Genomic DNA, 12514 nt, shown 5'->3' on the forward strand with positions numbered 1-12514 from the left:
GATCGCGTGTCGGGAGGCAGTTGTGAAAGTTGCGATCATCGGACCAGGCTCGCTCGGGAAGGCCTTGGCGAAATGTCTTGGCCTCGCCGGGCACGAAATTCGCCTCAGCTTCAGTCGTGACGAAGGCAAGTTGCGCGCAATCGCGGCAACCCTCCGTGTTGGCTTCGGTGCCCCTGACGAAGTAGCGAGATGGGCCGACGTAATTGCCCTGGCGACGCCATGGCCGGCTCTCGAGCTGGCGATGGACGCGCTTGGCGATTTGTCGGGCAAGATCGTCTGGGACAATACCAATGCAATCGCGCCTGACCGTTCCACGATGCTGCTAGGCACTACTACGTCTGTAGGCGAGGAGGTTCAGAGGCGCGCGCGGGGCGCCCTTGTCGTCAAGTGCATTCCGACCTTTGCCGAATTGCTTGACAGGGATGATCCGCGTCTCAACGGCGATCCGGTGACGAGCTATGTCGCCGGCAATGACGCAGATGCCAAGGCGGCGGTTTGCCGGCTTCTCGCCGATCTGCCGACAATGCCGGTCGATGTCGGCGATCTCACGGCCTCGCGCCTGATCGAGCCGATGATGCTGCTATTGGTCCAGCTCGCCTATCGGCGCGGGATGGGGCCGACAATTTCCTTCAATCTCATTCGACAGGACGGAACCGGTTCATGACTGATTATCTACCCGCGCGGCGCAAGGCGATTCCAGTAGGACGTCTGCTGATCGATGGCCAATGGCGCGATGCCGTCAGCGGCGAGACTTCGACGACTTTTGATCCGACCACGGACGCGGCGATCACCGATATTGCGAAGGCGGACGTCACCGACACGAGCGATGCCGTCGCGGCCGCGCAGCGGGCTTTCGAGCAAGGACCCTGGGCGCGGATGCATCATGAGGAGCGCGCTAAAATCCTGTTTCGCATCGCCGATCTAATGGACGAGCGGGCCGAGGATTTCGCAGTGCGCGAGGCGATGGATATGGGTATGCCCTATCGCGATTTCCGCGATATCATCATGCCGCACTGCTCAGGACTGTTCCGCTTTCATGGCGGGCTCGCCATGAGCGCGATGGACGGCGCCTATCGTACCAGCTACGAACCAAATATCAGGATCCTGACGCGGCGCGAGCCGCTCGGCGTGGTCGCTGCGATCACCCCGTTCAATTTTCCCCTCGCGCTGTCCTGTTCGAAAATCGCGCCGGCACTCGCGGCGGGTAACACGGTCGTTCACAAGCCTGCGACCGACACGCCCCTGACGGCCCTCGCCTTGGCGCAAGTCATCCTCGACGCGGGCGTGCCGCCGGGCGTCTACAATCTCGTCACCGGCCCGGGCGGCACCATAGGCGACGCGCTGGTCAACGATGTCCGCGTCGACAAGATCGCCTTTACCGGGTCGACCGCCGTCGGCCAGGGCATCATGCGCAACGGTGCCGGGACGATGAAACACCTGACCATGGAGCTCGGCGGCAAGAGTCCCAATATCGTTTTCGCCGATGCCGATATCGATGCCGCGATACAGGCAGCCTTCTGGGGCATCTTCTGGAACAAGGGCGAAGTCTGCGTCGCCGGATCGCGCCTGCTGGTCGAACGCGCCTGTTATGACGAGGTCGTCGAGAAGCTGAGCGCCATGGCGAAGTCGGCGACGCTCGGCGATCCGCTGGACCCTGCGACGATGATCGGGCCGATCGCATCGCGGGGCGAGTATGACAAGGTCTTGAGCTATGTCGAAGAGGGCAAGCGCACCGCGCGACTGGCCGCGGGCGGCGGCACCCGCCAGGTCAACGGCAAGGGCCTCTTCATCGAGCCGACCATCTTCGCCGATGCGACCAACGACCTAAGGATATCGCGCGAAGAGATTTTCGGCCCTGTCCTGCCGGTGATTCCATTCGACAGCGAGGAGGACGCGATCCGGATCGCCAACGATACGAACTACGGGCTCGCCTCGGGCATCCAGACCAGCGATCTCGGCCGCGCCTTGCGGCTCGCCGACCGGATCAAGGCAGGCTCGGTCTGGCTGAACTGCTGGCACAAGTACCATCCTAATGCGCCGTTCGGAGGTTTCAAGATGAGCGGCTATGGCCGCGAGCAGGGCCGCGAGGCGTGGGAAAGCTACACCCAATACAAGACGATTTGGGCGAATCTTGGCGAACCGGTCGAGATGGCCCGATGAGCGTGCGCGATTCCAACCCACTCGACCCGCGGCATCCCAAACGCATCGCGATGGTCCTTTCCAACCCGGCTGTATCGATCACCACCGGCTGGCCTGTCGGGTTTTGGTGGAGCGAGTTGACCCATCCCTGGCTCGCCTTCACCGACCGCGGATACGAAGTCGCGATCTTCTCGCCTGAGGGCGGCAAATGCGAGGCGGATGCGTTGAGCGACCCGCGCGATCCGTCCGGCTATTCGGATACGGATCTGATCTCGCTCGGTTTCCTGTCGACGCCGAAACTGGCGGCGCTGGTGGAGACGACCCGGCCCATCGCAGAGCTGTCGGTCGACGCGTTCGACGCGATCGTCGTCGCTGGCGGCCAAGCGCCGATGTTCACCTTCCAAGGTGCGACTGAGTTGCAGCGGCTGTTCGTCGCCTTTTTCGCGGCCGGCAAGGTCGCGGCTGCCTTGTGTCATGGCGTCGCGCTGCTGCGTTACGCGCGCCTCTCAACCGGCGAGCTGCTGGCCAAAGGGCGCACTGTTACGGGGTTCGCCAATGTCGAGGAGGACTTCGCCGACAATGCCGTCTGGGAGATGGGCGCGCTGCCGCACGGTACGCATCTGATGCCATGGCGGATCGAGGATGAGATGCGTGCGCTCGGCGCGAACTATATTCAGGCCGGGCTGTGGCGCGATTTTGCCGTGCGCGACGGCAATTTGATCACCGGCCAGCAGAACTTCTCCGGAGCGGCGACCGCCCGTCTTGTCATCGAGGCGCTCGGTGGCTGAGGACCAAAGACCGCTCCTGTCGGTGAAGTTCGGGAGACAAACTCGCCGTCAGGGCGGGCGATGCCAAACGACATCGGCCCAATAGGATCCGGGGTCCGTCCAAGAACTCCACCTCAAACAACCACTATCAGCAGCGAGGATGAACCATGGCCGTAGTGACGACACTTGATATTGCCGGCCTGACGGCCGAAGATTATAGCCGCATCCTCGATCGGATCGGCGTGGAGAAACGGCCCGCTGGCGGCATTTACCAGCACATCGCGCATGCCACAGACGATGGTTATCGCATCATCGAGATATGGGACGACAAGGCAGGCCTGGAGCTCTTCTTGCAGGACACATTGTTTCCCGCCGCACAGGAACTGCAAGTTCAGCGTGAAATGACCATTATGACCCAGACACTGCACAACATCTTTGTGCCCCGGATTGGTGAACTGACTGCCCTGGCAAATGATGCGCCTGGTGGACCCGACAAACGGGCAAAAGTGTAGGCATCAAGGATCGAGGATGCGGCGATCGATCATCGAAGTCCTGGAGGAACTTGCGTCCGGACGCCCGGTACAACGATGGTGATCGCGGCAAGTGCAAAGAGGTTGTTCTTTCCTGCCGGCGACTATCGCCATGCGCCGGCCGGAGTCGTTCAGCTGCGTGTGATTCGCAGCGGTTCATCCTATGCAGAGATCGATCTTGGCCGCGGGCTGCGGCGCGTCTTCACCCGCCCCGGCGACCTGCTGCTCAGTCTTCCCGAGCGTGCCACGCGGTTCAAGATCGAGGAGCCGCGAGAGCTGACGATGATCACCGTTGACTCCGCGCTGGCGTCAAGGCTCCTGGTATCCGCAGGCGGGACCCCCGAGGACCTGGTAATCCTGACCGATCGACCGATACGCGATTCGCTGGTGGCCGAGTTGTGTCGACGCCTCGAAGGCGACCCGCCCGCCAACCCGATCGTCCGCGAATGGACGCTGGGCCTGGTTTTCGCGAACCTGCTTCGTCTCGGGCATGCACGCCAGCGGCAGCAGAAGTCTCCAGTCCTAACCTCGCAGCGGTTCGACCGGGTCCTCGCTGCGATTGATGGCGATCTGGAAAAGGGGGTGTCGATCGACCATCTTGCCGGAATCGCGGGAATACCACGACGCGCCTTCACCGCCGCCTTTCGCGAGGCGACGCAATTGCCGGTACATCAATTCATTTTACGCCGCCGCGTTGATCGCGCGGTCGAGCTTTTGGAAAATAGCGATCTGCCGCTGGCCGAGATTGCTCAGCACGCGGGTTTCACTCACCAGGCCCATATGAATCGCGTCGTGACCCGATTGAAAGGGCTGTCGCCAGGCCGGCTGCGGTCTCGCAGGCGCGACGGCTGACTTGTGATCTATTCCAGCATCAGGATTCGAATGGCGGAGATGTGAGTTGCTGAAACGTCCGTTGGCTAAGATGCCCGACAGTTTGCGTGCAGAGCTCGAGGCCGCAAATCTGATGACTGCTTTCGAGCAACGGCCTCCCTATCAGCGCAATGATTACTTGCATTGGATCGAGCGCGCCCGTCACCCGGAAACACGCCGAAAGCGCATAAATCAGATGATTGACGAGCTTACGAAGGGAGGAATCTACATGGGCATGAAAAAAAGAGCTGAGATCGCCGCGAAGCTAGCAGATCCGTCAACGATCATCTTCCAATCCGTGCTTTCCGCATCGATCTTCATCGATTTCCCCACGTCTTTGCGCAGATTATGCAGGGAGCCAATAGTGACAATCGAACCTATCCTTCATTTTCGTTCGCGGCAGGTGGCCATATGATCGTGACATCGCAAACCAATAACGTGCTCGGCAGCACGTCGGGAAGGTGGCGCGTCTGGTCGCTCTCGGACGGTTACGTCGAGATGCCGGCGGACCTTTTGCGGGACCCGCAGGATAATCCGGTGCCGCAAGCTGCGTTGGCAGGGGCGCTTCGCCTGTCTGTCAATTGCTTCGCGCTGGTAGGTCCAGGCGTTGACGGCGTTCTAATCGACAGCGGAGGAGGGGGCTGGGCCCCGACAGTGGGGCGTCTTGAGCAGGCCATGGCGGAAGCCAAGATCGACCCGGCTTCGATCACGGTCTTGGCGCTCACCCACGCCCATCAGGATCATGTGCACGGACTTTTGACCCCCGACGGCCGAGTGCTCTTTCCAAACTTGAAGGCGATCGTAATTCCCGAGGCGGCTGTGCAGAGCTTTTTCGCTTACGCGCACCTTGCGCAGTTCCGGCCCCTGCTGAAGCCTGTCCAGAATGGCGACCAGGTGGGTGAGCGATTGAGGGCGGTCGCCTTGCCCGGTCATGCTGCCGGTCATACCGGCTACACGTTCGACACGGACGAGGATCGTTTCCTATTCTTCGGGGACATCGTTCATGTGCCGGCCTTGCAGTTCGGCAATCCCGCGTTCAGTTGGGGCTATGACGACGATCAGCTGACCGCGCGCGCAACCCGCCTAAAGGTTTTCAGTGACGCGGCCGAGGCGGGGACGTGGATCGCCGGCGCGCACCTTGGCTGGCCGGGTATCGGTCGCGTGGTGCGTAAGGGCGAAGCATACGGCTATGAGCCGGCAGGAGGACGAGTGACCGGATAGGCCGCCCCGTGCTGGTCGGTTTATACCGCTCTCTTCGCCCAAGGCAAGGATCTCGACGAGCAGCGCGCCGCACTCCGGCGTCCTCAACGGCGGCGGTACCATCGTCCGGCCCACCAAAATATCTGATTCTTGATCCACTGGCGGCCGATCTGCCTGAGGCTTACCGGATCGGCGTCTCGCCGCGAAACAGCGGCTGGTGCGCCCGCATCAAGGCGGCAATCCGGTCGGCGACTTTCCGTACCGGCGGGGAGTGACGTTCCTCGTGATGGGTGACGATCCATTGGTCGGTTTCGAGTTCGGGGATAGGCTGAGCAACGCGAACCAGCCGCGGATCGCCGTCACCGACGAAGCACGGAAAGACCGAAAGGCCGGCGCCGGCGGCCACCAGTTCGCGCACCGAGTGGGTGTTGTTGCCGCGTACGGCGATGCGGTCGCCGTGATGGGCTTGCAGCCAGCGCGCCGAGGCAATGTTTGCGCCTTCGCCGGTGACGCCGACGAACAATCCGGCGGCGATGCCGTTGATCAGGTGACGTCCGGAATAAATGGCGTGGGCGACCTTGCCGCTCTGACGGCCGGCCAGCCACTGCTCGGTCGGGCGCTCGCTGCGGATGCCGATGTCGGCGGCACGGCGACCGATGTCGACCCGGTCGGTGGTGGTGACGAGCTCCACCCTTATGCCATCATCGACCGTCCAGATCTCGCCGATATGGGCGGAAACGAAGGCCGAGGTCCATGGCCCGGCCGAGACGCGGACAATGCGGTCGGGCAGGTTTCCCTCGCGCCAGCGGGTCAGCGACTGCATTGCCGCCTCGACGTCTTCGGCGCGCCGCAGCAGTTCCTCGCCGACCGGGGTCAGCCGGTAGCCGGTCTGCTGGCGCACGAACAGAGGTTCGCCGATCTGCTTTTCGAGCGCGGTAACGCGTCGTCCAAGGGTGGCTGCGCTGAGGCGCGTGGTTCCCGTCGCTGCGCTCAAGCCACCCAGCCGCGCAACGTCGAGAAACAACCTCAGATCGTCCCAGCCGATATCCATTTTGCAGAAATGAAAAACTCCTTGCGACCGTGGCTGTAGCGCAAAGCGGGCATCGTGCGCAAGTATGCAGGCATTGGAGGCGTTGGACAATCCTGCCTGGCGGGACAGGGACAAGCGCCTCGCCTGGCCAAGAAGCGAACTGAACCCTTTCGATCGCGCATGCGATTGGCGCAGAGGTTTTGCGCTTCCGACCAACCCAGGCGCGCAGGCATTCTGCGTACCAAAGGAGACGATCATGTTGGATGAATTTCGATACCGTTTCGCCCGCTGGATTGCCTATCGCCAGACGCTTGCGAGCTTGAGGCAGGCCCGGGACAGCACACTGGCGGATGCCGGCATTTCTCGCGAAGAGATCCGCGAACGTGCCCGCCACGCCAGCTTGCGTCATTGAGGAGCCGGGCATGCAGATGATGATGCTTTGGGATGGCCGCTCGGTACCGCGCATCGGCATCGGCACCTGGGCGGCGGGTGGCCCCGCGCGCTGGCGTGACACGGCGACAGTCTATGGCGAGGTCGACGATATCAGGTCGCAAGCCGCGCTGGCGATGGCTTATGAGATCGGCGCGCGGGTGTTCGACACGGCTGCCGCCTACGGCGCCGGCAATGCCGAACTGATCCTCGGGCGGGCGTTGAGGGGCAAGGACGAAGCCGTCATCGTCACCAAGGTCGGCTATTTCGGCGATCCCGAAACGCGTAAGATCGCACCCGAGGATGCCTCTGCCGCGGCAATCCGGACCTCGATCGACAATTCGCGGCAGCGCCTGCAGCGGGATTGTATCGACGTCGTGCTGCTACATATCAACGAGTATCCGATCGAGCGCGCCGGCGAGGTGTTCGATACGCTCGGCCTGTTGCGCCAGGAGGGCAAGATCGGCGGCTTCGGCTGGAGCACCGATCACCGCGAACGGCTTGCCGTCTACGCGCCGCGCGAGGGGTTCGTCGCCGTAGAGAACGACTTCAATGTGTTTACCCCGGCGAACGAGCTGATGGCCGTTGCGGCGCGCGAGAACCTCGTCTCGTTCAGCCGGCTGCCGCTGGCAATGGGGCTGCTCACCGGCAAATACACGCCGGCCATGCGGCTGCCCACCAACGATGTGCGCGGCGGGAATGCCGAATGGATGGTGTTTTTCAGGGATGGCGCCGCCAACCCGGACTATCTGTCAAGGCTCTCGGCAATCCGCGACCTGCTCACCTCGGGCGGACGCACGCTTGCGCAAGGCGCGCTCGGCTGGATACTCGCCAAGTCGGCAATCGCCTTGCCGGTTCCCGGCTTCACGCGGCCCGAGCAGGTCGAGGACAATCTCGGTGCGCTGGAAAAAGGGCCGCTGCCGGAAACGGTGATGGCCGAGATCGACGCAGTGCTGAATATTGCCGAGACTGCGTAGGGTGTGGTGAATCCGGAATTCGCATTGGCGATAATGCGACCAACTTCGATCTCTCTGATGTCTGCCGATATCGCATTTTTCTTAGTCAAGCTTCCGTGGCGCAATTGAACACGGACGGAGCGGCGGACACGCTCGAGTTGAAGGTCCGCCGCTCCGGTTTTCAGATCAAGGAGTGATGCTGCAACGGGAGATGGGTAGCGAGCTGCGCTTGAGCTGCGCCGCCGACCGCGTCGCTGTCGAGAGAGAGCGACCCGGTTGAGCTGTCAAAGATGATGTGGTGGGAACCATCATCCGTGGCCGTAACAGCAGGGGACGTATGCAATGAAAGCCCTCCCGACTTGAGGTCGGCAAGCGCGGAGTGGTCGAGCTGGACTTTGTCCTGAAGCTTGCTGAAGTCGAAGGCATCGTTGCCGTGACCGGATGTCAGGTCGGCGACGGCGCTCTTGTGGACACCGGCGCCGGCATTTTCGTTGCCCTGGAGCAGTTGGGCGAACCCGTGGCCGGTCAGGCTGGTTGCCGTTTTCTCGGATGGGCTGCTGGTCGCGGCAAGCTCCGAGCCGGACGAAAGCGCGGGGCTCAACGCGGCCAGCACCCGGTCAACGCTGCTGCCTCCCTTGTCGCCGGCAGTATCATGGCTGGTGTCGTTGCTGCCGAACAGATCGGTCAGAGCGTGAAAACCGCCGCGGTCGGAGGGGGAAGCGGCGGTCACAGTCGAACTGCCATCGCTTGCGATGGGGTGCGAAGGCGCCGTCGCGGTCGAGCTGCCATCGCTGGTGCTATCGCCGGTGGAAGGGGCGGTCGCAGTCGAGCTGCCATGGCTCGTGGTGGCGCCGGCGGCGGTCGCAGTCGAACTGCCATCGCTGGTGCTATCGCCGGTGGCGGCATGGGAAGGGGCGGTCGCAGTCGAGCTGCCATCGCTCGTGGTGGCGCTGGCGGCGGCGGTCGCAGTCGAACTGCCATCGCTTGCGATGAGGTGCGAAGGCGCCGTCGCGGTCGAGCTGCCATCGCTGGTGCTATCGCCGGTGGCGGCGCTGGTGCTATCGCCGGTGGCGGCATGGGAAGGGGCGGCAGTCGAGCTGCCATCGCTCGTGGTGGCGCCGGCGGCGGTCGCAGTCGAACTGCCATCGCTTGCGATGAGGTGCGAAGGCGCCGTCGCGGTCGAGCTGCCATCGCTGGTGCTATCGCCGGTGGCGGCATGGGAAGGCGCGGTCGCAGTCGAGCTGCTATCGCCGGTTGCGGCATGGGAAGGCGCAGTCACAGTCGAGCTGCTATCGCTGGTGGCGGCGTCGGACGCGGGCGCAGCAGCACTGCTGTCGCTGCTGGTGGTGTCTGAGGCCGCAGCGGTAGTGGTGTTGTGTTCCCGGAAAACGGCTTGCAGTTCCGAGGAGCTTTCAAGCGCGGTATCGCCGTTCTGCGTTCCCCACTTGTAGGTATAGTCGAAGGCGGGTGACGGAACCAGCTTGGCCCAATGATCCATCATGGTTTGCATCTGTTCGGTGGTGGGCATGACCTGTCTGCCGCCATCGGAAGTCTCCCAATTGCCGCCGCCAAAGGCCTGGAAGACCGGAACGATGTTGCTGATCGGGATGCCCGACTTCACCGCTGCAGCCACGGCTCGGTCGATCATGTCGTAGTCGACCGTGTCCGTTCCCGTGCGCACCGGATAGGGGTCTATTCCAAAATAGTCGATATGCGTGTTGGCCGGATTGTAGGTGTTGGTAAAATCCGGATTGGTAGGGGATCCCATATTCATCATGGTGACGAAGGTCTTGGCGCCTGGAAAATGCTCATGGATCCAGTCGGATTCCGCCTTCAGGTTCTCGGCGGTTGCATAGGTGCCCCACCTGCCCGTGGGATCGGGCTCGTCAACCAGATAGAATCCGAACACATTCGGATTGCCGAGGAAGGGGGTCATTTTCTCGATGAAGGATGAAGTTACGCCCTCGTGCTCGTTGAGGTACACCAGACCCTTCATGCCGTCCGGCAACGCGTCGACTTGCGAAGCGTACTGAACGTCAGCCAGATTGAAGCCGGCAGTTGCGATTTCGGTGGCGGATCCACCCGACGTATAATGCAGAGTTGCCATCCAATATTCCTTTTTCTGATTTCGATAGCGCCCGGCGTCTACCTACAGACGGCGTATATTAGCGCCAAATCACATACAGACACCCGTCGATAGAATCATTGACCGTTTGTAGGAATGCTGCACGGATTGTGACTTATTTTGACAGCAGCGACTTAGGACAAGATGCTTATTGTCTTCTGATGTCAGAATGATGCCAGAATTGCGACTTTATTTTGAAGGCGCTGTAGTTTTTGAAGTTCCTCGATATTTTTATAATGGCTATACATTTATAGATTTTAATGCGTTAGACGTCAACTTTCGTACGGAAATTCAAAATGACGTTAACCTCTGACTCCGGGCCCCTCCACAGTTTCACTGCCCAACCAATTAGCTGTGGACAATTCGTAGGCATCTGCGCGCTCGTCACCTGGTATCGGTCGGCAGATCTCCGTGATCGAGATCAAATCAATTTAGGAAACCGCCCAAAAGGTGAGAGTAGGGCGGTTCCCAGCTGGAGAGCCTGAGGGCCTTGGCCGCCTGAGCACCGTCATGTGTCCGCCGCTCCGCTAAACACGGGGGCTGCGCGGCGGACACGCCGACGTCAACGCAATGCCACGCCATTTTGCTGAACTTGACGCACACAACTCGAACCCGCTGGGTGACGAAGGTTGAGCATCAGCCAGAAATGGGCATCCCGCTTTGGAAAAATCCGGTGCTTGAACAAAGATAAAGCGGCGGACCGTCTCGAATTGAAGGTCCGCCGTTCCGGGTCGTTCAGATCACAAGGAACGAACCTGCCGTAAGCGACAGACCTGGAGAGAGAGTGGCGAACTGTATTTGAGCTGCGCCGCCGATGCCGTCGCTGTCGAAAGAGAGCGCTCCGGTTGAGCTGTTGTAGATTATATGGTCGGAGCTGTCATGCGCAGCCGTGCCAGCAAAGAAAGCATCGGATGAAAGGCCACCCAGCTTAAGCCCGGCAAAAACGGCGTCGTCGAGCTGGATCTTGTCCTGGAGCTTGTTGAAGTCGGTGACCTTGTCGATATTGCCGGGTCCAAGGGCGCTGTTGAACACGAATGCATCGTTGCCGCCATAGCCGGCCAAGATGTCGGCGCCGCCACGGCCATTGATGACATTGGCGCCGGCATTCCCGCCGATGTTCTGGGCGAACTCGTTGCCGGTGAGATTGATTGCCGTCGTACCCGACGGGTTCGTGGCGAGAATCTCAATCTGCGAGCCCGTTGAAAGGGTATGGCTCATCGAGGCGAACACCCTGTCGGTGCCACCACCGGCCGCCTCAACCACCCTATCGCCGGCATTGTCGACATAGTAGGTGTCGTTGCCGCCATAGCCGACCATCGTATCGGCGCCGCCGCCGCCATTGATGAAATTGGCGCCGGCATTGCCCTGGATCGTCTGGGCGAACTCATTGCCATTGAGGTTGATGGCCGCCGTACCGGACGGATTGCCGGTGGCGAGGAGCTCGATCTCCGACCCGGCCGAAAGGGCATGGCTCACCGAGGCGAGCACTTTGTCACCGCCGCCGCCGATTGCCTCGACCACCTTGTCGCCGGCGTTATCGACATAGAAGGTGTCGTTGCCGCCATAACCGACCATCGTATCGGCGCCACCGCCGCCATTAATGACATTGGCGCCGGCGTTACCCCCGATGCTCTGGGCGAACTCATTGCCGGTGAGGTTGATTGCCGTGGTGCCGGACGGGTTGGTAGCAAGAAGTTCGATTTCCGATCCGGGCGAAAGGGCATGGCTCACCGAAGTGAACACTCTGTCGGAGCCGCCGCCGATCGCCTCAAAGACCCTGTCGCCGGCATTGTCGACATAGTAGGTGTCGCTGCCACCATAGCCGGTCATCGTGTCGGCGCCGCCGAGGCCGTTGATATAATTGGCGCCGGCATTGCCCTGAATTGTCTGGCCGAATTCATTGCCGTTGAGATTGATTGCGGTCGTGCCGGACGGATTGCTGGTGGCAAGAAGTTCGATTTCCGATCCGGTCGCAAGCGCATGACTTACTGACGCGAGCACTTTGTCGGTACCGCCGCCTGCTGCCTCAATCTCCTTGTCGCGGACATCTTCGACATAATAGGTGTCATTGCCACCATAGCCGATCATCGTGTGGCCGCCGGCGCCGTGAAACACATCGTCGCCGCTGGTGCCATACAAGGTGTCGCTTGTGTCGACGGGAGGCGGTTCGGTCCCAGTCGTTGCGAGGTTGTGCTCCCGGAAAACGGCTTGTAGTTCCGGAGAGCTCTCTAATGCGGTGTCGCCGTTCTGCGTTCCCCATTTGTAGGTATAGTCGAAGGCGGGTGACGGAACCAGCTTGGCCCAATGATCGATCATGATTTGCATCTGTTCGGCGGTGGGCATGACCTGTCTGCCGCCGTCGGAAGTCTCCCAGTTACCGCCGCCGAAGGCCTGATAGACCGGAACGATGTTGCTGATCGGGATGCCGGATTTCACCGCTGCAGCCACGGCTCGGTCGATCATGTCGT

General features: G+C 61.5%; 12 protein-coding genes. 9 read left to right on the forward strand and 3 right to left on the reverse strand.

Annotated features, from left to right (window positions below; all coding sequences use genetic code 11):
- The first annotated feature begins 22 nt into the window (after positions 1 to 22).
- From NKH33_RS31570 to NKH33_RS31600, 7 genes are all read left to right on the forward strand, one after another.
- A complete protein-coding gene (locus tag NKH33_RS31570) occupies positions 23 to 664 on the forward strand; it encodes an NADPH-dependent F420 reductase (protein ID WP_352923335.1) in 642 nt (213 codons plus the stop codon).
- Entirely contained in the window at positions 661 to 2160 is a 1500-nt protein-coding gene (locus NKH33_RS31575) for an aldehyde dehydrogenase family protein (protein WP_352923338.1), read from the forward strand. Before NKH33_RS31570 ends, NKH33_RS31575 begins: the two co-directional genes overlap by 4 nt.
- Entirely contained in the window at positions 2157 to 2927 is a 771-nt protein-coding gene (locus tag NKH33_RS31580) for a type 1 glutamine amidotransferase domain-containing protein (protein ID WP_352769320.1), read from the forward strand. Before NKH33_RS31575 ends, NKH33_RS31580 begins: the two co-directional genes overlap by 4 nt.
- A gap of 146 nt (positions 2928 to 3073) precedes the next feature.
- On the forward strand, positions 3074 to 3418 hold the full coding sequence (locus tag NKH33_RS31585; RefSeq protein WP_352542645.1) for a hypothetical protein: 345 nt from the start codon (positions 3074 to 3076) through the stop codon (positions 3416 to 3418).
- Positions 3419 to 3493: 75 nt separating this feature from the next.
- Positions 3494 to 4288 (forward strand): helix-turn-helix domain-containing protein, encoded by a 795-nt coding sequence (locus NKH33_RS31590; RefSeq protein ID WP_352474471.1) that lies wholly within the window; start codon positions 3494 to 3496, stop codon positions 4286 to 4288.
- A 46-nt stretch (positions 4289 to 4334) separates the two neighbouring features.
- Positions 4335 to 4721, forward strand: a complete 387-nt coding sequence (locus NKH33_RS31595; RefSeq protein WP_352474472.1) for a YdeI/OmpD-associated family protein — start codon at positions 4335 to 4337, stop codon at positions 4719 to 4721.
- A complete protein-coding gene (locus NKH33_RS31600; protein WP_352769323.1) occupies positions 4718 to 5527 on the forward strand; it encodes an MBL fold metallo-hydrolase in 810 nt (269 codons plus the stop codon). The genes NKH33_RS31595 and NKH33_RS31600 overlap by 4 nt, the downstream gene beginning before the upstream one ends.
- Positions 5528 to 5687: 160 nt before the next feature.
- Here the strand turns inward: NKH33_RS31600 and NKH33_RS31605 are convergent, their stop codons facing one another.
- Positions 5688 to 6671, reverse strand: a complete 984-nt coding sequence (locus tag NKH33_RS31605) for a LysR family transcriptional regulator (protein WP_352474474.1) — start codon at positions 6669 to 6671, stop codon at positions 5688 to 5690.
- 121 nt (positions 6672 to 6792) lie between these two features.
- On the opposite strand from NKH33_RS31605, the gene NKH33_RS31610 reads away from it, so the two are divergent.
- On the forward strand, positions 6793 to 6948 hold the full coding sequence (locus tag NKH33_RS31610; RefSeq protein ID WP_352474475.1) for a YjiS-like domain-containing protein: 156 nt from the start codon (positions 6793 to 6795) through the stop codon (positions 6946 to 6948).
- Positions 6949 to 6958: 10 nt separating this feature from the next.
- Complete coding sequence (locus NKH33_RS31615; RefSeq protein ID WP_352474476.1) at positions 6959 to 7942, forward strand: aldo/keto reductase; 984 nt, start codon at positions 6959 to 6961, stop codon at positions 7940 to 7942.
- A gap of 160 nt (positions 7943 to 8102) precedes the next feature.
- Here the strand turns inward: NKH33_RS31615 and NKH33_RS31620 are convergent, their stop codons facing one another.
- Positions 8103 to 9917: a calcium-binding protein gene (locus tag NKH33_RS31620; protein ID WP_352923345.1), complete on the reverse strand. Its 1815-nt coding sequence runs from the start codon at positions 9915 to 9917 to the stop codon at positions 8103 to 8105.
- 864 nt (positions 9918 to 10781) lie between these two features.
- Positions 10782 to 12514, reverse strand: a 1733-nt coding sequence (locus NKH33_RS31625) for a calcium-binding protein (protein ID WP_352923348.1), incomplete at its 5' end; no start/stop codon positions are given.

Origin of the sequence: Mesorhizobium sp. M1182 (assembly GCF_040318335.1) — a bacterium.
GTDB lineage: Bacteria > Pseudomonadota > Alphaproteobacteria > Rhizobiales > Rhizobiaceae > Mesorhizobium.